The organism is Singulisphaera chitinilytica (assembly GCF_049331405.1).
Taxonomy (GTDB): domain Bacteria; phylum Planctomycetota; class Planctomycetia; order Isosphaerales; family Isosphaeraceae; genus PoT.
This window is the reverse complement of the sequence record NZ_CP186274.1, coordinates 2,691,520-2,715,933: the sequence shown is the minus strand read 5'-3', so window position 1 is coordinate 2,715,933 and position 24,414 is coordinate 2,691,520. Positions and strand designations below refer to the sequence as shown.

At 65.1% G+C, this 24,414-nt stretch carries 18 protein-coding genes; 11 read left to right on the top strand and 7 right to left on the bottom strand.

Going from position 1 to position 24,414, the window contains the following annotated elements; translation table 11 throughout:
* Positions 1–21: 21 nt before the first annotated feature.
* Positions 22–216: a hypothetical protein gene (locus tag ACOYYX_RS10790; protein ID WP_422929932.1), complete on the bottom strand. Its 195-nt coding sequence runs from the start codon at positions 214–216 to the stop codon at positions 22–24.
* Between the two features lie 356 nt (positions 217–572).
* On the opposite strand from ACOYYX_RS10790, the gene ACOYYX_RS10785 reads away from it, so the two are divergent.
* The 4 genes from ACOYYX_RS10785 (at position 573) to ACOYYX_RS10770 (ending at position 5,647) form a co-directional block, all read left to right on the top strand.
* Positions 573–1,586 carry a DHH family phosphoesterase gene (locus tag ACOYYX_RS10785; RefSeq protein ID WP_422929931.1) on the top strand — a complete coding sequence of 338 codons (1,014 nt, stop codon included), beginning with the start codon at positions 573–575 and terminating at the stop codon, positions 1,584–1,586.
* Between the two features lie 228 nt (positions 1,587–1,814).
* Positions 1,815–2,339 carry a ubiquinol-cytochrome c reductase iron-sulfur subunit gene (locus ACOYYX_RS10780; RefSeq protein ID WP_422929930.1) on the top strand — a complete coding sequence of 175 codons (525 nt, stop codon included), beginning with the start codon at positions 1,815–1,817 and terminating at the stop codon, positions 2,337–2,339.
* Positions 2,332–4,191 carry a cytochrome b N-terminal domain-containing protein gene (locus tag ACOYYX_RS10775; protein WP_422929929.1) on the top strand — a complete coding sequence of 620 codons (1,860 nt, stop codon included), beginning with the start codon at positions 2,332–2,334 and terminating at the stop codon, positions 4,189–4,191. The genes ACOYYX_RS10780 and ACOYYX_RS10775 overlap by 8 nt, the downstream gene beginning before the upstream one ends.
* Positions 4,192–4,882: 691 nt before the next feature.
* Positions 4,883–5,647: a gamma-glutamyl-gamma-aminobutyrate hydrolase family protein gene (locus ACOYYX_RS10770; protein ID WP_422929928.1), complete on the top strand. Its 765-nt coding sequence runs from the start codon at positions 4,883–4,885 to the stop codon at positions 5,645–5,647.
* Between the two features lie 288 nt (positions 5,648–5,935).
* On the opposite strand, the gene ACOYYX_RS10765 is transcribed toward ACOYYX_RS10770, so the two are convergent.
* Together ACOYYX_RS10765 and ACOYYX_RS10760 are read right to left on the bottom strand one after the other, a co-directional pair.
* Positions 5,936–9,094, bottom strand: a complete 3,159-nt coding sequence (locus ACOYYX_RS10765) for an efflux RND transporter permease subunit (RefSeq protein WP_422929927.1) — start codon at positions 9,092–9,094, stop codon at positions 5,936–5,938.
* Between the two features lie 28 nt (positions 9,095–9,122).
* The gene (locus ACOYYX_RS10760) at positions 9,123–10,460 is read right to left on the bottom strand and encodes an efflux RND transporter periplasmic adaptor subunit (protein ID WP_422929926.1); all 1,338 of its coding nucleotides are present in this window, start codon (positions 10,458–10,460) and stop codon (positions 9,123–9,125) included.
* Between the two features lie 463 nt (positions 10,461–10,923).
* On the opposite strand from ACOYYX_RS10760, the gene ACOYYX_RS10755 reads away from it, so the two are divergent.
* Positions 10,924–11,337 carry a winged helix-turn-helix transcriptional regulator gene (locus ACOYYX_RS10755; RefSeq protein WP_422929925.1) on the top strand — a complete coding sequence of 138 codons (414 nt, stop codon included), beginning with the start codon at positions 10,924–10,926 and terminating at the stop codon, positions 11,335–11,337.
* A gap of 37 nt (positions 11,338–11,374) precedes the next feature.
* On the opposite strand, the gene ACOYYX_RS10750 is transcribed toward ACOYYX_RS10755, so the two are convergent.
* Positions 11,375–11,989, bottom strand: a complete 615-nt coding sequence (locus ACOYYX_RS10750) for a hypothetical protein (RefSeq protein ID WP_422929924.1) — start codon at positions 11,987–11,989, stop codon at positions 11,375–11,377.
* Between the two features lie 101 nt (positions 11,990–12,090).
* On the bottom strand, positions 12,091–13,431 hold the full coding sequence (thiC, locus tag ACOYYX_RS10745; protein WP_422929923.1) for a phosphomethylpyrimidine synthase ThiC: 1,341 nt from the start codon (positions 13,429–13,431) through the stop codon (positions 12,091–12,093).
* 779 nt (positions 13,432–14,210) lie between these two features.
* Here thiC and ACOYYX_RS10740 point away from each other — a divergent pair.
* The 5 genes from ACOYYX_RS10740 (at position 14,211) to csrA (ending at position 18,226) form a co-directional block, all read left to right on the top strand.
* Positions 14,211–15,158 (top strand): DUF1571 domain-containing protein, encoded by a 948-nt coding sequence (locus ACOYYX_RS10740; protein ID WP_422929922.1) that lies wholly within the window; start codon positions 14,211–14,213, stop codon positions 15,156–15,158.
* Positions 15,159–15,815: 657 nt separating this feature from the next.
* On the top strand, positions 15,816–16,082 hold the full coding sequence (locus ACOYYX_RS10735; RefSeq protein ID WP_422929921.1) for a hypothetical protein: 267 nt from the start codon (positions 15,816–15,818) through the stop codon (positions 16,080–16,082).
* Between the two features lie 304 nt (positions 16,083–16,386).
* The gene (locus ACOYYX_RS10730; protein WP_422929920.1) at positions 16,387–16,674 is read left to right on the top strand and encodes a hypothetical protein; all 288 of its coding nucleotides are present in this window, start codon (positions 16,387–16,389) and stop codon (positions 16,672–16,674) included.
* A gap of 677 nt (positions 16,675–17,351) precedes the next feature.
* Positions 17,352–17,828 carry a flagellar assembly protein FliW gene (fliW, locus tag ACOYYX_RS10725; protein ID WP_422929919.1) on the top strand — a complete coding sequence of 159 codons (477 nt, stop codon included), beginning with the start codon at positions 17,352–17,354 and terminating at the stop codon, positions 17,826–17,828.
* Between the two features lie 131 nt (positions 17,829–17,959).
* Complete coding sequence (gene csrA / locus ACOYYX_RS10720; RefSeq protein WP_422929918.1) at positions 17,960–18,226, top strand: carbon storage regulator CsrA; 267 nt, start codon at positions 17,960–17,962, stop codon at positions 18,224–18,226.
* Positions 18,227–18,418: 192 nt separating this feature from the next.
* Here the strand turns inward: csrA and ACOYYX_RS10715 are convergent, their stop codons facing one another.
* A complete protein-coding gene (locus ACOYYX_RS10715) occupies positions 18,419–18,961 on the bottom strand; it encodes an FHA domain-containing protein (protein WP_422929917.1) in 543 nt (180 codons plus the stop codon).
* A 693-nt stretch (positions 18,962–19,654) separates the two neighbouring features.
* Between ACOYYX_RS10715 and ACOYYX_RS10710 the strand changes: the two genes are divergently transcribed.
* Positions 19,655–22,489, top strand: a complete 2,835-nt coding sequence (locus ACOYYX_RS10710; protein WP_422929916.1) for a hypothetical protein — start codon at positions 19,655–19,657, stop codon at positions 22,487–22,489.
* A gap of 116 nt (positions 22,490–22,605) precedes the next feature.
* Here the strand turns inward: ACOYYX_RS10710 and purH are convergent, their stop codons facing one another.
* Positions 22,606–24,204, bottom strand: coding sequence for a bifunctional phosphoribosylaminoimidazolecarboxamide formyltransferase/IMP cyclohydrolase (purH, locus tag ACOYYX_RS10705; RefSeq protein WP_422929915.1), 1,599 nt, complete (start codon positions 24,202–24,204; stop codon positions 22,606–22,608).
* Positions 24,205–24,414 lie beyond the last annotated feature (210 nt).

Sequence of the window (24,414 nt, the reverse complement as noted above, 5' to 3'; positions counted from 1 at the left end):
AGGTCGGGCGGCCAAGTCGGGTCAGTTGGATTCCGCCAGTTGGGGCATGAACGTCTGGACGTTCTCGGACCCGATCTCATCGGGCAGCCCCTTGCTGGAATGCTGGCAGACATGGCAGTTCGGGTCGTGTTGCGCCCGACCCATGCCACTCGCCGAGGCCTCGTCCCTGGCCTTCATGCCCGCATGGAAAGCGACGACGCCATACATGCCAGACACCAGAAACACCCAAACCAATGCGTTTGCGATGTGATGCTTCATCTGAGATCTGCCCCGGTCAGATGTGTCGTTGACCGTGTGAAGGACACGCGAAGTCCTTCATTGAATCTTCAACTTCATTGCACCGAAATCGACTCCCTCTTTCAAGCCGGATCGACAAATCCACGAACGAATTTCCATCGACACTATCTCCTGCGGGATAGTCGACTTGTACCTCATTAAGTCGGTCGATTTGGCAGTAATTCAGGCGGCGTGGAGGGGGATTGCGCGGCTGGCCGATCATGAAGACCGGGTTGCGAAGCCTCTCGCGAATTCGTTATTTTGAATCTTTTCGTCACTTTCGATCGAGTCGTGACATGCCCATTGACTGGACGCCGCTCGCCGACCTGCTCGAGAAGCACGACCGCTTCCTCGTGACCTCCCACGTCCGCCCTGACGGCGATGCGCTCGGTTCCGAGGTCGGGATGGCGGGCTTCCTCCGTCAGAAGGGCAAGGACGTCCGGGTCGTGAACACCAGCCGGACCCCGCCCCGTTACGACTTCCTCGACCCGAAGGGGGACTTCTTCGAGCACTTCGGGACGACGGTGCAGCCGGAAGATCTCGCCGATCGCGAGGTGGCGGTGATCCTCGACCTCTCGGCCTGGAGCCAACTCGGCGACATGGCCGGGTACATGCGCCAATTTCCGGGGCCTCGCGTCGTGATCGACCATCACGTCAGCCAGGACGACCTGGGGGCGACCTTCCTCAAGGATACGACGGCCGAGGCAACCGGCACCCTGATCGTGCGGCTGATCCGGAGCCTCGGCGGTTCCTTCACGCCCGAGATCGCGACGGGGCTCTTGACCGCCATCGCCATGGACACCGGCTGGTTCCGCCATCCGTCGACGAGCCCGCAGACCTTGCGAAACGTCGCCGACCTCCTCGAGGCGGGGGCCCCGATCGACGATATCTACCGGTCCCTCTTCGAACGCAGTACCCTGGGGCGGCTCCGCCTGATGGGGGAGACCCTGTCGAACCTCAAGACGGCGATGGACGGGCGGGTCGCCTACGCCACCGTGACGCGCGAGGCCATCGAGCGGACGGGGGCGATCCCGCAGGATACCGAGGACCTCGTCGACTTCACGGTCAGCATCGTCGGCGTCGAGGTCGGGCTCCTCTTCCTCGAGCAGGCCCGAGGGGGGATCAAGCTCAGCGCCCGCTCCCGCAAGGGGCTCGACTGCTCGAAGCTCGCGGGCAAATTCGGCGGCGGCGGGCACCGCGCGGCGGCCGGGGCGAGCCTGCCCGAGCCCCTCTCGCAGTGCATCAAGGACGTGCTCGCGGCCGTCGAGGAAGCCCTGCTCGCCCAAGATTCGTCGGTCGCGGCCCAATAATCATTCGCGAACCGCGGCGGTTTTGCCGTATCGTAAGAGGTAGACACGAGGCCCGCACACGCGGGCCTCGTCGACAATCCCCCCGAACGTGCGAATGCGGGCCCGCAATCCCGCAGCCCTGGGCCTTTGGATCCCCCGCCAGCTAGCTCGCCGACATCGATTGCGATTCGTTCTTCCCGCCATGACGACGTCAGTCCTCCCTGCCCGACAGTCACTGGAGATTCCTCGATGAATCGCCGCAATCTCTACCGCTACGGCACGATACTGCTGGGCAATCTCGCCGCGATGGCGCTCGCGATTCCAGGAGTTGCCTACCTGCTCGACCCGCTGGGCAAGAAGTCGAAGGCCGGGGCCTTCCAGCCGATGGCCAAGCTCAACGAGCTCAAGGTGGGCGTGCCCGTCGCCGTGCCGGTCGTCGAGGAACGCCTGGACGCCTGGGTGAAGTACCCCAAGGAGCCGATCGGGGCCGTCTGGCTCGTCCGTCAGCCGGACGACGCCAAGGAGCCGGTCGTCGCCTTCAGCTCGACCTGCCCGCATCTCGGCTGCGCGATCAACCTCTCGGGCGATCGCACCACGTTCTACTGCGCCTGCCACTCCAGCCGCTTCGAATTCTCGGGGAAGCCGATGAACGACGTCCCCCCCCGCCCCATGGACACCCTCGAAGTCAAGGTCTCGCCCGACCCCGACCCCGTCGTGATGGTCAAGTTCGCGCGATTCCGCTGCCAGAGCGAGGAGAAGATCTCCCTTGACTAATTCACTGTCCGATTGGATCAACGACCGCACCGGCTATCGCGACGCCCTGAAGTCGATCCTCGAAGAGCCGATCCAGGGCGGGGCCCGCGTCAGGTACGTGTTCGGGGCGGCCCTGTCGACGACCTTCCTGCTGCAGCTCGCGACCGGCCTGCTCCTGATGCTGTCGTATTCCCCATCGTCGTCCACGGCGTGGGGAAGTGTCTTTTATATCAATGAGAAAATGACCCTCGGATGGGTCATCCGCGGCCTGCACCACTTCGGCTCGGGCGCGATGATGAGCTTGCTGGCGCTGCACCTGATCCAGGTGGTCGCCGCCGGCGCCTATCGCCGCCCTCGCGAGGCCAACTGGTGGTTCGGCATGGGGCTCATGTTCCTGGTCCTCGGGTTCAGCCTCACGGGTTACCTGCTGCCCTGGGATCAGAAGGGCTTCTGGGCCACGCGCGTCGCCACGGGCATCATGGGGGGCGTCCCCGTCCTCGGCCCCTACATCCAGAAGATCGTCATCGGCGGCCCCGACTACGGGAATCAGACGATCACGCGGTTCTACGGGCTCCACGTCGGCCTCCTGCCGGTGCTGACGTTCCTGACCCTCACCGCGCACATCGCCCTCGCCCGCCGGCACGGCCTGACGCCCGCGAGGAACTCCGAGCATCTCCCGGTGGGCAAGAACTGGCCCGAGCAGTTCTTCATGAACGCCGTGGCGGGCGCCCTGGTATTCGGGATCCTGCTGACCATCGTGCTGAGCCAGCACGGGGCCAATCTCGACGCCCCGGCCGACCCGTCGAGCTCCGACTACCCGGCAAGGCCCGAGTGGTACTTCCTCTCGCTCTTCCAGCTCCTGAAGGTCTTCCCCGGTCGGCTCGAGATGATCGCCACCGTCGTGATCCCCGCGTCGATCGTGACCGTCCTGGCGCTCCTGCCCTTGCTCGACCGGATCTTCCCCAGGAGGCTGGCCCACTTTCTCGCCTGCGGGTTCATCTTCGGCCTGATGGGGGGCGTGGTCTTCCTCTCGATCCAGGCGGTCCGCGAGGACCTGGCCGACGAGGGCTTCCAGGCCGATCGCCAGCGGGCCGACCTCTCCAGGCAGCGTGCCATCCAGCTCGCGAACGACCCCAACGTCGGCGTCCCGCCCGACGGGGCGACGTATGTTTTGGTCCGAGATCCGTTCACGCATGGGAACGCCGTCCTCGAAAGCAAGTGCCTGAGCTGCCACTATTTCGCGGGCAAGGGGCAGATCCTCTCCAAGATCGACGGCAAGGACGTGTATAGCCCGCAGGTGGCCTCGGACCTCAAGGGGTTCGGCTCCTACGCCTGGCTCCGGGGGATGCTCGAGAATCCGAAGTCCGACCTCTACTTCGGCAAGGCCAAGGGCTGCGACGGCATGGCCGAGTGGAAGAAGAGCACCAAGCTCACGTCCAAGGAGCTCGACGACGTCGCCAAGTTCGTGGCGAGCTTCGCCGAGATCGGCCCGGATACGACGCCCGAGGAATGGCTCAGCCAGCCAGGTATCGTCGATCACCCCGGCTACAAGCCGTTCACCGAGGACTGCGGCAAGTGCCACGTCGTCGAAGGGCTGACCGAAGGGGGCCTGAAGGACTCCCCGAACCTCTTCGCCTGGGGCTCGACCCGCTGGATCAGGCGCATGATCCACAAGCCGGGGGCTTCCGAGCTCTACGGCTACATCGAGGAGAAGGATCGGATGCCCGCCTTCACCGTCGATCAGCTCAGCGAAAACGACACGACGATGATCATCCGCTTCCTGAAGGATGATTACGTCGGGGCGCCCAACTCCAAGAAGGCGGAAGAACCCACCGAGGAAGTCGCGGTCAAGCCCGTCACCCCCGCGAAGTGATCCGGGGCCCGTCCCCCGACGGCCTCCAGACCCAAGAGAACCAAACGCCCTCCCGGCCCATTCGTGACCGGGAGGGCGTTGTCATTGGCGGAGTGCCCGACATTGCATCGGCCTTGACGCCGATCCGACCTTGCTCACGATTAGCTCAAATCGACGCGAAGTGTGTCCCTGGCCTCTCGGTGTATCCCCACGTTCTCAAAAAAATGGGCAGCCTTCGTCACCTTCAGGCCCCTCGTGGTGGGCGGCTGAACACTGGCTGTCACATCAGCCGCCGCCACTCTGACACCCCGCCTTCCCTCTCGGCCAACTCTTCGAAAACCTTGAGAAAACAGCCGAAAATGCGGGTGAATTTCCTTGAGCCGCCATTCTCGGCTGGCTAGACTTAGGCCGCTGCTTCGGTAAGGAGGCCATAAGAACAAACGGATTTGTCCCCACTCTAGCGTCACGCCTCTCGAGAAAAAAATTCGGTTCGGTCTTCTCGCATCGGTCGCGGCTTGATTGTCGCGGAAGTTGCGGTTGGAGATCCCGGGAAGTTGCGGACGCGGCGATCCGGATGTGCATCGTCGCGCACTTGGCCGCCGGCTTGGCCTGATACATCCCACTTCGGAGTTCATGGATGTCTCCGAGGGTATCTGGCAGGTCGGTCAACGAACGGATTTCGCTGAAGCCAACGCAAGGAAGGAAGCCCGCCATGAAGGACCGACCCCTGATCGGTATCAACACTGACTATCGCGCCACCACCAAGGGCCGCACTCCGCATAGCTATATGCACAGCGGATACTTCGACGCCATCCTCTCGGCGAATGCCTTGCCGGTCATGCTGCCCCCCTTGATCAAGGAGCACGACCTCGCCCCGATCCTCGACCGCCTCGACGGCGTGATGCTGACCGGAGGCGACGACCTGGATCCCAAGAAGATGGGCCTGTCGCCCCACCCGTCGGTCACCGTGATGCCCGAGCGTCGCGAGACGGCCGACCGCCTCCTCTGCAAGCTGATCCAGCAGCGGCGGATGCCCGTCCTCGGAATCGGCCTGGGCATGCAGGAGTTGAACGTCGTCAACGGCGGCGGCATCTACCTCCACCTGCCCGAAGACCTCCCGCGCTCGATCCCCCACCGCGACCCGCAAGGCGGCGCCCACCGGCACACCGTCATCATGGAGCCGGGCACGCGGATGGAGGAGATCTACGGCCCGGGAGAGATCCGGGTCAACAGCTACCACCACCAGGGCATCCGCAAGCTCGCCCCGAACTTCCGCGTGGGCGCCCTCGCCCCGGACGGACTGATCGAGGCCTACGAAGGCAAGGACGCGAACTGGTGGGTCGTCGGCGTGCAGTGGCACCCCGAGAACGAGGGGAACATCTCCCTCGACATGCAGCTCATCGAGGCCTTCACCGCCGCCTCGCTGAACTACGCCAACTCGGCCAAGCCCGCCCTCACGCTGGCCAAGGCGAGCTGAACATGCCCAGGATTTCACAACCCGACGCCCGCCCCTTGCCAACGATGCAAGGGGGGCGTCGATGTGAAACCCATCGGCATTTCGAAATGCCATCCCGTGATGAAGTCCGCCGGAACCGGGAAGGATCCCGGCCTCGGCGGCCCTCCTCATACTCGCCTATTTGCGATTCAAGATCGATTGATCCGATAGGCGCATCGAACGACCTTTGACGCGGGTCGCTGCGGGGCCGAGCAAGCTCGGCAGCCCCGCAACGTCCCCGGTGTCAAAGGCCCTCGATCCGATCCGGGGTCAGCTCGTCTTCTTCCGGTACTCGCTGAACCGCTGGATCACGACGTAGAAGACCGGCACGAAGAAGACGGCGAGCAGCGTCGCCGCGAGCATGCCGCCGAAGACGGCGGTCCCCAGCGCCTGGCGGCTGGCAGCCCCCGCGCCGTGGGCGTTCACCAGGGGGACGATCCCGAGGATGAACGCGAACGAGGTCATGAGGATCGGCCGGAACCGGAGCCTCGACGCCTGCACGGCCGATTCGACGATGCTCATCCCCTTGGCCCTCAGTTCCCGGGCGAACTCGACGATCAGGATCGCGTTCTTGCTCGCCAATGAGATGATGAGCACGATGCCGATCTGGGTGTAGATATTGTTATCCATCCCCCGATAGGCCACCGCCGCCACCGTCCCCAATAGAGCCAGGGGGACGACCAGGATCACCGCCGCCGGCGTGTACCAGCTCTCGTACTGGGCGGCCAGCACGAGATAGACGAGCAGGACGGCCAGGGCGAAGATGAAGATCGCCTGGGAGCCCACGCGCTTCTCCTGGTACGACATCGCCGTCCACTCGTAGCCGACGCCGCTCGGGAATTTCTCCTCGGCGATCTGCTCCATCAAGGTCAACGCCTGGCCGGAGCTGAAGCCCTCCCCCGCCTCACCGGAGATCGACGCGGACGGGTAGAGGTTGTACCTCGTGATGATCTGCGGCCCGGGCTCCTCGCGGATGCTGGCGAGCGTCCCGATCGGGAGCATCGCCCCCGTCCGGTTGCGGACCTCGAGCCTGCGGATGTCGTTCGGCTCGAGCCGGAACTTGTCGTCGGCCTGCACGCGGACCTGGAACGTCCGGCCGAAGAGGTTGAAGTCGTTCACATACGCCGATCCCATCGAGGATTGCAGCGTGTTGAAGACGGTCTCGAGCGGCACGTCGAGGCTCTTCGCCTTCACGCGGTCGATGTCGGCGTAGAGCTGCGGCACCCCCGCGCGGAAGGTGGAATTCAGCGAGCGGAGCTTGGCCCGGCCGCCGGCTCCCTTCTGGCCGTTGCCCGCGACGATCATGTCGTCGGTCAGGTCCTGGAGGTCCTTGAGGCCGACGTTGCCGCGGTCCTCGATCTGGATCTGGAAGCCGCCGGCCACGCCGAGCCCCATGATCGCGGGGGGGGGGAAGGCGAAGACCATCGCCTCCTCGATCTTGGCGAACTCGCCGCGGAGCCGGCCGATGATCGCGTCCTGGCTCGTCTCGGGGGTCGTCCGCTCCTCATAAGGCTTCCAGCAGACGTAGATCGTCGCAGCGTTCGAGGCAACGGTCTGATCCAGGACCGACTGGCCGCCGATCATCACCCAGTGCGAGACCCCTTCCGTCTTCTTGAAGATCTCCTCGACCTGCGTGACCACCGCGCGGGTGCGGTCCTGCGAGGATGCGTCCGGGAGCTGGATCCCGACGATCGCATACCCCTGGTCCTCGACCGGCAGGAAGCCCGTCGGTAGGCGAGTGAACCACCAGCCCGTAAAGACCGTCAGGCCCACGAAGGCGAGCATCATGATGGCCGTATGTCGCACGAGCCTTGTGATAATCGCCACATAGATGCGCTCGCAGCGGTCGTAGACGGCGTTGAAGGCCCGGTAGAAGGCGTTCTTCCTCGCGGGCGTGGGGCGGAGGTACGTCGAGCACTGCGCCGGCTTGAGCGTCACGGCATTGATGGCGCTGATCACCGCGGTCGCCGCGATCGTGAGCGCGAACTGGCGATAGAGTTGCCCGGTGATCCCGCCCAGGAAGGCGGTCGGGAGGAACACAGCCATCAAGACGAGCGTGATCCCGATGACCGGCCCGATGACCTCGCCCATCGCCAGGATGGTGGCTTCCTTGGCCGGGAGCTTGTCGTGGTCGATGTGGTGCGCGGCGTTCTCGACGATCACGATGGCGTCGTCGACCACGATCCCGATCGCCAGGATCAGGCCGAAGAGCGTGAGCAGGTTCACCGTGAACCCGAGGGCGAACATCGCGGCAAACGCCCCGATGATCGTCACGGGGACGGTCGTGGCCGGCACGAGCGTCGCCCGCCAGTCCTGGAGGAAGAGCAGGATCACGATCAGCACGAGGACGCCCGCCTCGAACAAGGTCTTGTAGACCTCGTGGATCGACTCGCGGACGAAGATTGTCGTATCGTAAGGTGTGGAATACTCCATGCCTTCGGGGAAGGTCTTCTTGAGCTCGTCCATGGCCTGGATGACCTTGTCGGCCACGTCCAGAGCATTGGCCCCCGGGAGCTGGAAGACCGCGACCCCCGCGGCGGCCCTGCCCGAGACGTCGCACCACTGGTCGTAGACCTGGGCACCGAGTTCGACCCTGGCCACGTCTTTGACGCGCGTCAGGCGGGCGCCGAGGCCCTCATTGCCCGGGGCGGAGCTGGTCTTGATGATGATGTTGCCGAACTCGTCGGGATCCTTGAGCCGCCCCTGAGTCCTCACGCTGTACTGGAAGTCCTGGTTGCCCGGCGTCGGTGGCGCCCCCACCTGCCCCGCGGCGACCTGGATGTTCTGCTCCTGGATCGCGGTCAGGACGTCGATCGTCGTCAGGTTGCGGGCCTTCAGCTTCTCGGGGTCGAGCCAGATCCGCATGCCGTAGTTGCTGGAGCCGAAGATCTGGATGTCGCCTACGCCGTAGATCCGGCTCAGAACGTCCTTCACCCGGAGCGTGGCGTAGTTGCTCAGGAAGAGGCTGTCGTACTGGACCTTGCTGTCCTTCTTGGACGTCAGGGCCACGACGAGGATGATGGCTGTGGACTTCTTCTTGGTCGTGATGCCCTGCCGCTGGACCTCCTGCGGGAGCCTCGGCTGGGCGACCGCGACCCGGTTCTGCACGAGGACCTGGGCCATGTCCAGGTTCGTGCCGACCTCGAAGGTCACCGTCAGGTTGTACGAGCCGTCCGAGGCGCAGGTGGACGACATGTAGAGCATCCCCTGCACGCCGTTGACCTCCTGCTCGATGGGAGAGGCCACGGTGTCGGACAGGGTCTTGGAGTCGGCCCCCGGGTAGGTCGTCGTGACCTGGACCGTCGGGGGGGTGATCTCCGGATACTGCTCGATCGGCAGCACGAAGATCGTGACCGCGCCGATCAGCATCGTGACGATCGCGAGGACGTTCGCGAAGATCGGACGCTCGATGAAGAATTTCGTGAACATAAGTCGAGACTCGCGCGCCCTTCGTTCGTTATTGTTGGGGGGATTTGCCGACGGACGCGGTGGCGATGGCCTGGTCGCCCTGCTCCTGCTTCTTCGGCTTCACCTTCGACTCCGGCCTGGCCTTCTGGAGGCCGTTGACGATGACGAGCTCGCCCGACTTGAGGTTCTCCTCGATGACCCGGTAGTTCCCCTCGAGGGCGCCGACGCGGACCTTGCGCTTCTCGACGACGTCCTTGTCCCCTACGATCATCAGGAACCGCCCCTCCTGATCGGTGCCGAGGGCCTTCTCGGGGACGAGCAGGGCATTGGGCCGCTCCTCGAGCGCGACGCGGATCCTCGCGAACAGGCCGGGCACGATCTGCCGGTCCTTATTGATGAAGAGCCCTCGCGAGAGGACGGTGCCGCTCGCCGGGTCGACGGCCGGGTCGGAGTAGTCGATCGTCCCCTTGTGCGGGAACCCGACCTCGTTGGCCAGGCCCAGGTCGACGGGGATCTGGTCGCCGTGCTCGAGGTCCTTACGCCGGCCTTCTCGGACCATCTGGCGGAACCGGAGGAGGTCGCTCTCGCTCATGTTGATGTAGGCGTAGATATGATCGTCGCGGTAGATCGTCGCCAGCACGGTGGCCTGGCCGTCGCCGACGAGGTTGCCCACGTCGTAATACCGGCGCGAGATCCGGCCGTCGTAGGGGGCGGTGATCCGGCAATAGCCGAGGTTGATCTCGGCGTTCCGCACCTCGGACCGCGCGGCATCGACGGTCCCCTTGGCCGAGAGGATGTTGGTCTGGTAGTCGGCGATGGCCTGGTCGAGGCTCGCCTTGTCCGCCTTCACCTGGGCCTCGGCCTTGCGCAGGGACGCCTCCGACTGGTCGAGGGCCTCGCGGGTCCCCGCGTTGCGATCGAGCAGGTTCTTGTTGCGCCGCTCGTCGAGGCGGGCGAGCACGAGCGAGGCCTGGTCGAGGTCATACTGGGCGGCGGCGACCTCCTTGGCCTTCGACTGCTCGGCGCGCTTGAGGGCGGCCTCGGCCTCGGTCAGGCGGGCCTTCGCCATGGCGAGGCTCACCTGGAACGGCTCCTCGTCGATCACGAAGAGGAGTTGCCCCTTCTTGACCGGTGTCCGCTCGTCGAAGTGCCGCTCCTTGAGGAACCCCTTGACCCTGGCCCGGAGGTCGACGGTCTCGAGCGCCTTGGTCGTCCCCGTGTATTCGAGGTAGTTGGTCACGGACCTCTGGACGGGGGCGCTCACCGTGACCTCGGGCGGTTCCGGCGGGACATACGAGTTCTCTTGCCCGCAGCCGGCGATCGTGAGGAATACGAAGAAACCTGCCGTTCCTAGCAGAACCGAAGTCTTTTCTTGAGCACGTTTCAAGGTCGGATACCTCACTCTTGATTCCAAGGTGGCCGTTCATCCCGGCCATTGAGTTCGCGCGCACGATGCACGTCCTCGCCGCCGTCGAAGGCTTCGAGGATCGCGAACGACCGGGCGGTCGATGCGATCGCCCTTTTTCCGCGAGGTTGGATCGAAATAGGGCCGGCCGCGTTGGGCGGCGACCCCGGACTGTCGCCTGCACCCGGACTACATCTCTCGGGCTGGCGCGGGCTCGGACGGTGTGAGACGGAACCTTTCGGTTTTTCGGGATCGACTCATCTCAGGGCGAGCACATCCCACTCGCGGACGTCTCATGAGATCGTCGGGACAAATTTGCGTCCCGGGCGACCGCGATACCCATGACGATTTCAATCTGGAAGCATGCTAGGGGATTCTTTACTTTGGTAAAGTACCTACCTTAAAGTAGGGTGCTTACCAAAAAGTTAGCCATGAACAAATTGCCATGAAGTCCAAGCGAGCCTACAGCAGCGGCATCGAGGCGGCCTTCGACGTCATCGGTGGAAAGTGGAAGGTCGTGATCTTGTGGGTCCTGCTGCCTCAACCCCGCCGTTTCGGCGAGTTGAAGCGGCTGGCGACCGGGATCACGGAGAAAATGCTCATCCAGCAACTGCGGCAGATGGAGGCGGACGGGATCATCCGCCGCGAGGTCTTCCACGAGATCCCGCCGAGGGTGGAGTATTCCCTCACCGAGTTCGGCGTCTCCCTCAAGGAAGTCCTCGACCCGCTCTGCACCTGGGGCCACGAGCACATGGAGCGAATCAGCCGCTGCCACGGCCGCGATGGGTGCGAGAGCCTTGAGGACGCCAGCCTGCCGGGCGACGAGTCCGAAGACCTTCTGAATTCTAACGAGCGGTAAAGGGGCGGGTCCGATTGTGCCGGGCGACTCCCGCCGATCAGGCCTCGAGGGCCGATGCCGGGCGGACCCTGATGAGCAACCAGGCGAGGGCGACCACGGGCAAGACGCTGACCGCCAAGACGCCGGGGAGACGGGGGTCGATGGCGTCGCCCAGGAGGACCTGGGCGGTGAAATTGAAGGTAGCCATGTACCCCGAGCGTTGATCGGGGGTGGTGAACTTGCCGGCGAGGACGACCAGTCCCGGCATGATCCCGTAAGCGGTGCCCCGGAGCTGGACGATCGGAATCTGGATCAGCAGGAACGGGATCGCCGCGAGGCGGCCCCTCCAATCCCCCCGCCAGAGCAGGTAACCGGCGAGGATCCCCCAGCCGCTCACCAGCAGCGAAACGAGCATCCGGCGAGTGTCGTGGTTCGGCCCTGCGAGTGCGACGAGCACGTAGAAGGCGGTCCACCACTGGAAGCCGGCGATCAGGCGATACCTGGGGAATGCCTCGTCCGAGGGCCCGGCTCGCCTGGCCTCGGATCGCCGCTTATCGAGCTCGACCTGGAGCCGTTCCCAGCGGTCGGGATGGGCTTCGCGGTCGAGGTGACGCTCGACATCGAGCAGGTCCCCGGTCGAGGATCGGGTGTAATCGGGCTCGGTCTGAGACATGACGACGCCTCGGAAACCACTGAGAACGACGAGGCCGGGTTGTCGACCCGATTCGGTCGGCAACCCGGCCTCTTGAGTTAGCGGCTCATCCTCGCGATCTATCAGGCGCCCGCGGCCTGGGGCTCGCCGATCTGGATCAGGGCGGCGGCTTCGGCGGCGTGCTTGCGGAGGTCTTCGGAGATCCGCATCGAGCAGAACTTGGGTCCGCACATGCTGCAGAAGGCCGCCGTCTTGAAGGCGTCCTGCGGCAGGGTCTCGTCGTGCATGCGGCGGGCGGTCTCGGGGTCGAGCGAGAGCTCGAACTGCTTCTCCCAGTCGAACGCGTAGCGGGCACGGCTGAGGGCGTCGTCGCGGTCGCGGGCACCCGGGCGGTGCCGGGCGAGGTCGGCTGCGTGGGCGGCGATCTTGTAGGCGATCACCCCCTGGCGGACGTCCTCGACCTCGGGGAGGCCCAGGTGCTCCTTGGGCGTGACGTAGCAAAGCATGCTCGCGCCGTGCCAGCCGGCGATGGCCGCGCCGATGGCCGACGTGATATGGTCATAGCCCGGCGCGATGTCGGTGACGAGCGGCCCGAGGACGTAGAAGGGGGCCTCGCTGCACTCGACGGCCTGCTTCTCCATGTTCATGGCGATCTGGTCCATCGGCACGTGGCCGGGGCCCTCGACCATGACCTGGCAGCCGCGCTCCCAGGCCCGCCGGGTCAGCTCGCCCAGGGTCTTGAGCTCGGCGAACTGGGCGGCGTCGGAGGCGTCGGCGATCGAGCCGGGGCGGAGGCTGTCGCCGAGGCTCCAGGTCACGTCGTACTGCCGCATGATGTCACAGAGGTCGTCGAACCGGGTGTAGAGCGGGTTCTCTTTCTTGTGGGCGATCATCCACTGGGCCATCAGGGCCCCGCCTCGCGAGACGATGCCGGTGATCCGGTGGGCGGTGAGCTGGATGTAGTCGCGGAGGATGCCGGCGTGCAGGGTCATGTAGTCGACCCCCTGCTTCGCCTGGTGCTCGACGATGTCGAGGAGATCCTGCTCGGTGAGGTCCTCGACCTTCTTGACCTTCTGGATGGCCTGGTACATCGGCACGGTGCCGATCGGGACGGGGCTGGCCGCGATGATGGCCTGGCGGATGGCGTCGATGTTGCCGCCGGTCGACAGATCCATGACCGTGTCGGCGCCGAGGTCGACGGCCATCTTGAGCTTGGCGAGCTCGTTGTCGATATCCGAGGTCACGGCCGAGTTGCCGATGTTCGCATTGATCTTGCAGCAGGCCTTGATGCCGATGCCCATCGGCTGGAGGCCGAGCCTGAGGTGCTCGACGTTGGCCGGGATCACCATGCGGCCGCGGGCGACTTCCGCCCGGACCTGCTCCGGCTCGATCCGCTCGCGCTGGGCCACGAAGGCCATCTCGGGCGTGACGGTTCCCTGACGCGCCTGTTCAATCTGAGTCATCTGATCTCTATCCTCCGCCGAGGGGCTTGGACGTTGCCCCTCGGGATCACGGCGACGGACGACCCCGGCTCTTGCACTGGGCGTCGAAACCTGGCCAAAGCCCCATCGTAGACGGCACGACCCGGATCGGTCAATTCTCACGATCGGGGCTTACGCAAACCACGAGGTGGGGAGGATCTCCTTCGAAATCGGGGCGCGGCGTCGCTACACCGGGAACTGCCCTCGGGTGCTGGCAATCCGCTTCCCGGCGAGACCGGAAACGGGCATGTCAATGAGCACTGGGCAGACGAGGAACCATCGACGATCGTCCCGGATGCCGATGCCAGCCCGCAGGAGTTCTCCCGGCCTCTTGCCGCGACCGGAGCCTCCAAATCAAGGCTCACGATGGACCTTTCCTCCCCGAGTGTCACAGCCCGTCTTTCCGCGAGAACCGCGAGTTCGCCGAACTTGCGCCCCGAGCGTTGCTGCTCGCGTCAACGATCCGACTTTCGTTGTTGAGAGGGTGAGTTTCGTTCGATATCTTTCGGTATCGACGCCAAACAGACTCCGGGGCGGTAATCGGTCGCGTCTGCGAGCCAACCTGCCACGTCGCTCTTGGCAGCTCGATCGCGAGCGAGAAGGAAACCTTCGAGCGGTGCCCGAGGGATGACGGATCGTCCTCATCCGAGGTTCGATTACCCCTCGATGAGCCCCGGTCGGCGACGCCCTCCTCCGCTCTCCCGGTCAAACATCCCCCCCCACCTCAGGTAGCGGACCTACCGATCCTGGAGTTTGTGAGCATGGCGGCGTACTTCACGCGCAATCCATTCGCGACACCCAAGGGGCGTCGGCTCGTCTTGCTGCTCGTGGCCTTACCGGTCGCCTCCGTCGTCGGGGCGAGCTGGTGGCTGACGGCACCCCTGGAGCCGAGCCCGGTCGCCGACGCGATCTCCGCCACGGCGAAGTCGAAGGCCGAGTCGGCCGACGAGGCCTCGGCGCCTCCCAAGGAGGCGGTGATGCCCGAGTGGCCCGTCGGGCGTCTGGATGGGATGCCCGCCAAGGAACTGCTCCTGACGACCCTGGAACGCGTCCAGGAGCGTTTCGCGAAGGTCGAGGGCTACACGGCCACCTTCCATAAGCAGGAGCGGCTGCGGGGCAAGCTCGGGCCGGAGCAGACCCTGGCGATGAAGGTGCGCGAGCGCCCCTTCGCGGTCTACTTCAAGTTTCTCGCGCCCAACCCGGGCAAGGAAGTCGTGTATGCCGAGGGCCAGCGCGACAACAAGGTGATCGCCCACTCGACGGGGGTCTCGCGCCTGCTCGTCCCCAGGCTGATGGTGCCGCCCGACCATCCCCTGGCCCTGGCCGACTCGCGCCATCCGGTGACCGAGGCGGGGCTCAGCCACCTGATCGACCGGCTCGTGGGCTTCCGGCACAAGGATATCAAGGACGCCTCGGCCACGACGATCCTCGACCGCGCGACCGACCTGGCGGGCAAGCCCTGCCTCCGCTCGACCCACTTCCACGTCCACAAGACGCCCGAGCGCCCCTTCGCGCGCGTCGAGGTCCTCTACCACCCAGACACCCGGATCCCGTTCCAGATCAGCAGCTACGACTGGCCCGAGGCCGGGCACACGGGCGACCTCCTGCTGGCGGAGCGGTACTCCTATGAGAATGTGAATACCGAAGCCACGCTCACCGTACTCGACTTCGACCCGGCGAACCCGGATTACGCCTTCCATCGCTATTGAGATCCTTTGGATCGATGAGTCGCGAGTTTCGAGGGTTTCTTGATCCTTGAGTTTGCGGTTCGGCCCCGCCCCAATCTCCCCTCGGCACGATGGTGATCGCCTCCAAGTTTCCTCGCGGAGGCGATCATCGACTCCCCTTCCTCTGCGTCTCAGTCGGATGCTATATTTTGTGGTGTCTTGATTTTATGATTGGGATTCGGGTGTGCAGCCCTCGGTAATCTATTTGTTGAATATGGGTTGATGGTTGAAGCGAGTGCTTCGCGCCAACAGAATATGCTGCTTGAGCCATCTCTACACGGGTCACAAACACGAGCCCAAAAGCCCCGCGAAGGTAGCAGGGGCGTCGGCGAGAGATGCATTACTGCTCTTTAAACCCACGTTGATAATTGACCACCATTAAGGATTCGTTGCAAAAACTGCAATTCCTTCGTTTCATTGGACTTAATCGCGCATCTCGGTCACGGTTTTTCTCTCCCCCGGCGGGGAATACGTTCAGGATGTCGTCCCTTCTTTGCCACCCTTGACGGAAGAAATCCGGACCTCATTCGGCCGCGGACCCTGCATGTTTGCGATCGAGCCAGGTATGGATTTCGTCCGGCCAGGCTTGCATGCGCCGACTCGGCTCCATCGATTTGCATCAGCGACGGAGCGACCCCGATGTGGCTCGTCCCCTCGGGCGACCACCCCTTCTCGAAGTACTCCCTCTACGACTGGCTCGAGATCCCGCCGCGCAAGCTGCCGCTTTTCGCCGACGCGTTCTACCGGCTCATCGTCGAGAACTTACGAGGAGCGCGAGCGCACGAAGCACTTCGACCTCTGGGGCCATCGGGGCTCCTCTCAGCCATCGAAGGCGACGCGATTCAAGGCGTCGCCCAATCGCCCTTGAGGGGGGCACGTGCTTGGGCCAAGCAATTGGCGAATTGATCAGATAGCTTGAATACGCAAATCCTCCTGGGTCATTGCGCGATCCATCGCCCCGATCGTTCTCGTCCCCGACTTCCCAATGGTGGTTCGACACAGGCTCATTCGATCGACCGACTTGCGTCCGTCGTCGGGCCGATCGGTTCGGGTCTATTTCGAGGCCGATTGCTTCTCAACGAGGTCCGGGCGACGTATCCTATCGGACGGCTTCACCAGGCCCGCCCCGTGCGGAGGCGGCGCCGTTGAGGATCGCCGGTCTCCCGTCGCATTTCGCCTCGAACCCAGCGCGATGTTGAGGACGCCAAAGATGCCGACCACCGAGGTTCAGTGCTCGCTCCGGGGTTGCAACGAGCCCGCGGTCTACAAGATCGCCGCGCTCTGGAGCGGGGGCAGCTTCGCCGAGCTGAAGACGTTCGGCTTCTCCTGTCCCGATCACCTCGGCGCGGTTTTCCGCGAGGCCGAGGGGCGGAAGGCGAGCTATGTCCCTTCGAGCGGCGAGTCGATCGAGGAGATCGCGATCTATCGCTACGAGCAGGGCAAGCGCGACCGGCAGCTCCAGCGCCTCTGGGGCTTGGAAGAGAATTATCGGTCCTGAGCCGCGTACCGAATGAGAGAGCCACTGGATACAGGCTTCGACGGAGGTCCCGCCGCACCTCTCCGGCCTCCGGCGACCCCTGAATCGATTGAGACTTGAGCCCTTCCCTCGCCCGGATCGTCCGATCCCCTCGCGACAGGCCCCCGACCGGATCGACCGTTGTATCCGGACCGGCATCACGCCGGGTTTGGCGCCGACGCGTCCCCTCCTCGAACCCGACACGTCCCGATTCGTTGGCCTATTCCTAACGGCAGGAAGAACAAGCCCTTCGGCGCACTTCGGGTGGCCTTGCAGGGTCGTCACGACGCGTGCGACGCGAAGTGTTGAACGCCGGTTGTTGTCGCTACGAACGGAACGACTGGCGCAGCTATCGCAACAGGCCGGCGGGGTGTCATTTCGGGCGTCCGGGGCTCAGACCCGGCGCAATTTCGCGACGATATTACGGTCGGTCAAACCTGCCTCGTAGCCCTCGGTGGGAGCCGCAGGGACGGGGCGAGGAGTGTCCGCGGGATGCGTCGTGGCCGAGTTCGGTGATACCGAAGAAGCCAACGACCCGTCTATGGATGATCGCTGATTTGACCCCCATAGGTAGGTCGGCCAGCTTCAGCCGGGGACGCCAGGTGTTGCGTTGGGCTGTGGCGACGTGCCAGCCCGACGTTCAAGGAGGTAAACAGGAAGTGAACATCGTCACGACCCGCTTCGGCCTGATTCCAGCCTCGGAAGCGGATCTCATCCGCATTCCGGAAGGTCTGGTCGGGTTCCGTTCGTTCACTCAATTCGTCCACTTCACAGACCCGGTGGTAGCTGGCCTGACGTGGTTGCAGAGCGTAACCTCGCCCGAGCTGGCCTTCGGCCTGATCGCCCCCCCCCTGGCGGTCAGCGACTATCGGATCGAGCTTCGCCCAGGAGATCGGGCGGCGCTGGAGCTGGAAGAAGAGCGATCGGCGCTCATCTACGTGATCCTCAATCGCGGCGAGGGGGGCGGCCTCACGGCCAACCTCCAGGGGCCCCTGGTGATCAACCCGGTTCGTCGGCTCGGCCGGCAACTCGTGCTGACCTCCAGTCGCTACGCGGTACGGTTCCCGCTCGAACCCAATCAGGCCCCGGCACCCACCCTGCTCCCCGGTCCGTCCGCGCTTCGAGCGACGGCTTGACCGGTTGGTCAGGGGCATCACATCCAACGACGTAACATCCCTCGTCATCAGCCCCGTCGTGGTAACCGAGAGCCCGGGCAACGTGATCAGGGACGGTCACGGGTCTCGTTGGCAGGAGGAAGGAGCCTGAAATGCTGGTCCTGTCCCGACACCGCGACGAAAGCATCATCATCGGAGATGACATCGTCATCACCGTGGTGGATATCCGGGGTGATAAGGTCCGATTGGGGATCGCGGCCCCCATCGAAATCTCCGTACACCGCCAGGAGGTGTACGAGGCCATTCAGCGCGAAAATCGGCAGGCGAGCCGACTGGATCCCCAGGACGCCCGCCAGCTCGAGCACCTCAATCCGCCGCTCCGGCGCGACATCCGTCGCCCTCGGACTGACGATCTTTGATTGAGGACGCGTTGATCGGCAGGGGGCCTGGCTCGCCAGGGCCCCTCACCCCGACAACCTGAGTCGCAACCGACCGGGCGTGCTTCCTCCTTCGGAAGCACCGCCCGGTTCTTGCTTTCCCGAGGGGCCCGCTTCGCGCCAATTCTCGGCCTGCCTCGGCCGCGGACCCCATCGTCCGGACGCGACCCGACGTCAGTCCAGCTCGATGATGATGTCGTCGTCGTCTTTATCCTTGTCGCCGATCATGTTCCGCCAGCCCGAGTCGTCCGTGTCCTGGCCGAGGTCCGGAGGCCACGAGGAGGCCGAACTGACCATCGGCATCCCCAGAGGCGTCGGGGATGGGAACTCCCCCGCCTGGAGCGGCGACGCCGCATCCGCCCTCGCCGCAGGCCTCGCGGCGGCCACGCTCGTCTTGCGCTTCTGCCACTTCTCCGAAGGGGCGGGCGCGTCGTCGGGCCCGAGGTAGATCCGGACCTTGTAGCTGCCGAAGGTCACCCGGTCGTCCGGCAAGAGGGCCGCCCAGCGGATCTTCTGCCCCTTGACCTTGGTCCCGTTCGTGCTCGCCAGGTCCCTGATGACGAGCAGGCCGTCCGTCTTCACCAGGACGCAATGCCGCTTCGACAGGCTGGCGTGGTCGACGACGACGTCGCAATAGCCTCGACGGCCCACGATCGTCATGTCCTTATCGATCGGAATCGGCGCGTCCCCGTTCTCGGGGACCAGCTCGGCTTTCATGGGGCGATCCCTTCGCGATGATCGAGTCGTGTGTTGACGATTACGCCCGCCTGCGTCGGCAACACATTGACGTATTGTACCCCGAGCGATAATCTGGCACAACATACACTAACGATATCATGCACGCTATGATGGGATTTGTCGAGTCGTGATTTTCCCGAAGTCGCGGCCAATTTCCTTTTCTCAAGCCTTGTAATAATGGGGAAAGAGCGGAAATCCAGTAGATTTTAGGGGTGGTTTCGATTGGCGAATTGGTAAGGATTGTCGGGTGATCTAGAAATTCGGAGGGTTGACGATGAGGCCGTTGGCCCGCAGATCCACGCATACAGCCTCGTTGGGAATTGACAGTCGCCTACGTGCGTAAGCCTCGATCCAGGGCGGCATTCGACTTGCTACTAAATCCATTTGTGAACGTGGGGCGGCTTGTAACGAGGATTTAGCGGCAAGAAACCAGAGTGTCTTTCTCTTTCTGAGAATCGGGCGTGTTACTGTTTGGGGTGCGACGATCCGAGACGTGCACCTTTCGCATGCGCCTCCGGAATAACATCTCCCCCCACTTCGTCCTTGTCCGTTCACGTTCCAAGCGGAATTCGGCAGATTTGTCGATCAGCTATGAACTTGAGTTCGTAGTAAGTCGAGAGCCTCGAGTCCGAATCTTCTGTGGGGTCTAAACCGCCAGCCGGAGTGTTCACCATGTTTTCCCGATCTGTCCTCGGGTTGGGCCTTTGGCTAGGGACGCTGTTCTCGGCGTCGCTCCTGAGCCCCGGCGTTTCCGTCGGGCAAGATAACGCACCACCGCTCGAACAACCGCAGGTGAACCCTCCGGCACCCGCGGCCGACGATAACAAATCCCCATTCGCCAATCCGAATCCGGGCCAGGCGCCCGCCGACGCTCCGGCCATCGCCGAGCCCAACGCGGGCAATGCGAACGAGCCGGCTCCGTCGCCCGAGGCCAGCAATACGCCACCGGCTACGACCGAGGACAAGGGGCCCGTCAAGGCCTTGAACGATGGTCCCCTGCACGAGGCCTTCCTCTCCCCTGCCAAGGATCGCGATCCGGCTCGCGTCGAGAAGGCTCCTCCGCCGCCGATCGTCGAGCGACCTGGCGTCGACGCGCCGAACCCGTCGGCCCAGTGGATCGAAGGTTACTGGTCCTGGGATGAAGGCCGGAAGGACTTCGTCTGGGTGACCGGGACCTGGCGCGTGGCGCCTCCGGGGCGCTTCTGGGTCAACGGCTACTGGAAGCGTGACGACACCGGCTGGTATCGTGTCCCCGGCTTTTGGAGCGACCGCAAGACCGACCGGATCGACTTCCGCAAGAATGGCCCCCCGGCCGATCACCCGGAGGATGAGCCCGGCGCGGCTCCCGGCAACGATTATTTCTATGTCCCGGGCACGTACGTCCCCGATGGCGACGGCGTCGTCTGGAAGCCCGGCTTCTGGTCGAAGAGCCAGGAAGGCTGGTCGTGGGTCCCCGCGCAGTGGGTCCACCAGCCCGAAGGCTGGACGTTCCAGGAAGGCTACTGGGATCGCGTCCTCGAGGATCGCGGGACCCTGTTCGCCCCGGCCCAGGTCGATGAGGCGGCCAGGACTCCCGGCACGGTCTATCAGCCGTACACCCAGATCTCGCCGCAGAGCTATGGCCTCCTTTATGGAGCCTTCGGCCGGCCGAACTCGTACTACGATGGCTATCCCGGGTGCTACTACGACCCGAACGGCCAGTACTACGGCTATGCCCAGTACGGCACCATCAGCCCGTACTACGGCTACCTCGACTACCCCTATTACGGCACCCTCGGCTATCCGTACGCGACCTACGGCTACGCGATGCCGAACACATTCGGCTATGGCTACGGCGGATATGGTTACGGCGGATATGGCTACAACAACCTCGGTCTCTTCGGCGGCGCCCTGGCCCGTTCGTTTGGGTTCGGCCTGGGATATGGCCTCGGCTTCGGCCTCGGGTCTCCTTATTACGGTTACGGCTTCGGCTATCCATACCTCGGCGCGGGCTTCGGCTATCCCTTCGGTTATGGCCTGGGGTATCCGTACCTCGGCTATGGCGGCTTCGGCTTCCCGTTCGGCTATGGCCTCGGGTCGGCCTTCGGTTGGGGCTTCGGGAATCCCTATTTCGGCGGCTGGGGATGGGGAGGTGGCTGGGGCGGATGGGGTTGGAACCGAGGCGGATGGGGTTGGAATCGAGGTGGTTGGGGTGGCGGTGGCTGGGCCCATCGCGGCGGCGGTTGGGGCTGGGGCCGAGGCGGCAACGGGAACTGGGGAGGTCACGGCGGCGGCCGCGGTCACTACCCCTTCTATCCCGGTGGCAACCACGGCGGTAACAACCATTGGGTCAATCGTGGCGGGGCGTTCGGCGCCGGGAATCGCTGGGCGGGCGTCGCGGGTCATCACCCCGGTCTGAACGCGGGTCGGGGCGGGTTCGCCAACCATGCCGGCGGCCTCGGGAACGGCGCGGCGGTCCGACACGCCTCGCTCGTCGCGGGAGGCGCTCGTCATGGCGTCAGCGCCCCTCCCTCGTCGCACCCGTTCGGCAACCCCTTCCGCAATGCGTCGCTGACGCATCGGGGATCCGGGATGGGCGGCGGGTCGAACTGGGGAGCCGGCTTCAATGGCGTGCATCATACCCCGATCTCGCACACGGCCGCTCGACCTAACTTTGCCGGCAACGGCCTGAACCATCAGGGCGGGTTGTCGCACAACATCAACCAGTTCAACCACGGCCTCGGCGCGAATGGGCCGGCAGTTCATCACGGCGGCCTCGGTGCGAACGGGATTAACCATGGCGGGCTCGGTGCCAACGGGCTCAATCATGGCGGCCTGGGTGCGAACGGGATCAACCGCGGCGGATTGGGCGGCAACGCGATCAACCACCAGGGCTTGGCCCACGGCGGAGCCGCGGGCGGGCTCAATCGAAATCTCGGCGGGCTCGGTGCTAATGGCGGCCTGCACAACGGCGCGGCCGGTGCGTTCCGAGGCAACGGCGCCGGTGGCCTCGGCGGCCTTGGCGCCGCGAACACCACGCACCACGGCGCCGGAGGCCCCGGCCTGGGTGCGAACCACGCCCTGGGCGCGAACGGCCTGAACCATCTCGGTGGCGTCGGCGGTAATCATCTGGGCGGGGCCGGCATGGGCAACCAGCTCGGCGGGATGAGGCCGAACCACCTCGCGGGAGGTGTCGGCGCGGGCCTGGGCGGGATGCCGACCCATCACCTCGGCGGTAATCCGGGAGGCTTCCAGCAGCACGCCCTCGGCAACTTCAACGGCGGGGTCGCCAACCACCACATGGGCGGGGGTAACTACCTCGGCGGCATGGGAGGTGGGCACCTCGGCGGCTACAGTGGCGGGCACGTCGGTGGGTTCAGCGGCGGGCACGTCGGTGGCATGGGCGGAGGCCACATGGGCGGCTTCAGCGGAGGCCACATGGGGGGCGGGCATATGGGTGGTGGCTTCGGCGGCGGCGGGATGGGCCATGGTGGTGGCGGTGGCCACGGCGGTGGCGGTCACCGTTGAGCCCGACCAAAGGCCTTGTTCCCTTTGATAACGACAATGCCCCGGCCCGAGGTGATCTCGGGCCGGGGCGTTTTTTTGGGCCAGGTGTGAATGAGAGGACGCTCGACCGCGTCGGATCAATGGCGGAAGTGCCGCCGGCCGGTCAGGATCATGGCCATGCCGTGCTCGTCGCAGGCGGCAAGCGTTTCGTCGTCGCGCTTGGAGCCGCCGGGCTGGATCAGGGCGGTGACCCCTGCCGCCGCAGCGACATCCGGGCCGTCGCGGAACGGAAAGAAGGCGTCGGAGGCGAGCACAGCGCCCTTGGCTTTCGCCCCCGCCTTGTTCACGGCGATCCGGACCGAGTCGAGCCGGCTCATCTGTCCGGCCCCGACGCCGACGAGCTGGCAGCCCTGGGTCAGCACGATCGCGTTCGACTTCACCGCCTGGCAGACCCGCCAGGCGAACCCGAGCGCGAGGCGCTCGGCGTCGGTCGGGGCCCGCTTGGTGGCGACGGTGCCCGACGCGGGGTCTGCCTCGGTCGCGTCCCAATCCTGGACGAGGAGCCCCCCTTCGACGCGCCTGATGTCGAATCCGCCCGGCGCGGGCGAGCCCGGCCCGAGCTCGGCGCCGAGGTCGAGGAGTCGGACGCTATTCTTCCAGGTCGGCTTGGTCGTTAGGAGCTTGAGGGCGTCCTCGTCATAGCCGGGGGCGACGATCGCCTCGATGAAACGCCCGGGGACGCAGAGGCGTTCGGCCGTCGCCCGGTCGACCCGGCGGTTCACGCCGACGATGCCGCCGAAGGCACTGACCGGATCCCCCTCGTAGGCGAGCTCGAAGGCCTCGGCCAGGTTCTCGGCGATCGCGGCGCCGCAGGGGTTGTTGTGCTTGAGGATCGTCGCCGCGGGCTCGGCGAAGTTGCGGATCAGGCGCAGGGCGCTGTCGAGGTCGAGCAGGTTGTTGTACGAGAGTTCCTTGCCGTGCAGCACCTTCGCGGTGGCAAGGTTGGGGCCCTTCGTCTCCGGCTCGACGTAGAAGGCGGCACGCTGGTGGGGATTCTCGCCGTAGCGGAGGACGTTCCGGCGCTCGAACTGGGGGGAGTAGGTGGCGGGGAAGTCTTCCTTGGACTTCTCGACCTGACCCCAGACCTCGCCGAGGTACTCGGAGATGGCGCGATCGTATTGGGCCGTCTTGGTGTAGGCCGCCAGCGCGAGGGCCCGGCGGGTCTCGAGGGTGGTGCCCCCTTCATCTCGCAGGAGCTTGGCGACCTGCTCGTACTGATCGGGGTCGGTCAGGACGGCGACGTGGGCGTGGTTCTTGGCGGCGCCTCGGATCAGGCTGGGGCCGCCGATGTCGATGTTCTCGATGGCCTCGTCGATCGAGACGCCCGGCTTCGCGACGGTTGCCTCGAACGGGTAGAGGTTCACCACGACGAGGTCGATCGGCTCCATCCCCTGGGCCTCGAGCGCGGCGAGATCCTCCGGGATCTCGCGCCGGGCGAGGATCCCCCCGTGCAGCTTGGGGTGCAGGGTCTTCACACGGCCGCCGAGGATCTCGGGCTGCCCCGTGTAGGCCGACACCTCGGTCACCGGCAGGCCCGCATCGGCGATGGCCGTCCGAGTTCCGCCGCTGGCCAGCAACTGGGCCCCGTTCTCGACGAGGACCTTGGCCAGCTCGATCAGCCCACGTTTATCACTCACGCTCAAGAGAGCCCGGCGCACCGGGACGAGATCCGACATTCGCTCCTCGCTTCCTCACCGACGAGACGGGCAATGGAACCTGCAACACTTCCAGGATAATTATCCCCGCGGCTTTTCCCTCACGGTTTTTCTGTCCACCTGCGCTCGTGGGGGCCGCGTTGAATCGCTGGCTTCGAAAGTACGACCGGGCGGCGCTCCCCTGTGAAGAAGCGCCGCCCGGAGTTGGTCTTAGGCCCCGGCAAGGGCCCG

What these genes read in the sequence shown, in the direction of transcription:
- ACOYYX_RS10785 (WP_422929931.1), top strand. Translation starts at nt 573, where the DNA reads ATGCCCATTGACTGGACGCCGCTCGCCGACCTGCTCGAGAAGCACGAC.
- ACOYYX_RS10780 (WP_422929930.1), top strand. Translation starts at nt 1,815, where the DNA reads ATGAATCGCCGCAATCTCTACCGCTACGGCACGATACTGCTGGGCAAT.
- ACOYYX_RS10770 (WP_422929928.1), top strand. Translation starts at nt 4,883, where the DNA reads ATGAAGGACCGACCCCTGATCGGTATCAACACTGACTATCGCGCCACC.
- ACOYYX_RS10765 (WP_422929927.1), bottom strand. Translation starts at nt 9,094, where the DNA reads ATGTTCACGAAATTCTTCATCGAGCGTCCGATCTTCGCGAACGTCCTC.
- ACOYYX_RS10755 (WP_422929925.1), top strand. Translation starts at nt 10,924, where the DNA reads ATGAAGTCCAAGCGAGCCTACAGCAGCGGCATCGAGGCGGCCTTCGAC.
- ACOYYX_RS10750 (WP_422929924.1), bottom strand. Translation starts at nt 11,989, where the DNA reads ATGTCTCAGACCGAGCCCGATTACACCCGATCCTCGACCGGGGACCTG.
- thiC (WP_422929923.1), bottom strand. Translation starts at nt 13,431, where the DNA reads ATGACTCAGATTGAACAGGCGCGTCAGGGAACCGTCACGCCCGAGATG.
- ACOYYX_RS10740 (WP_422929922.1), top strand. Translation starts at nt 14,211, where the DNA reads ATGGCGGCGTACTTCACGCGCAATCCATTCGCGACACCCAAGGGGCGT.
- ACOYYX_RS10735 (WP_422929921.1), top strand. Translation starts at nt 15,816, where the DNA reads ATGTGGCTCGTCCCCTCGGGCGACCACCCCTTCTCGAAGTACTCCCTC.
- ACOYYX_RS10730 (WP_422929920.1), top strand. Translation starts at nt 16,387, where the DNA reads ATGCCGACCACCGAGGTTCAGTGCTCGCTCCGGGGTTGCAACGAGCCC.
- csrA (WP_422929918.1), top strand. Translation starts at nt 17,960, where the DNA reads ATGCTGGTCCTGTCCCGACACCGCGACGAAAGCATCATCATCGGAGAT.
- ACOYYX_RS10715 (WP_422929917.1), bottom strand. Translation starts at nt 18,961, where the DNA reads ATGAAAGCCGAGCTGGTCCCCGAGAACGGGGACGCGCCGATTCCGATC.
- ACOYYX_RS10710 (WP_422929916.1), top strand. Translation starts at nt 19,655, where the DNA reads ATGTTTTCCCGATCTGTCCTCGGGTTGGGCCTTTGGCTAGGGACGCTG.
- purH (WP_422929915.1), bottom strand. Translation starts at nt 24,204, where the DNA reads ATGTCGGATCTCGTCCCGGTGCGCCGGGCTCTCTTGAGCGTGAGTGAT.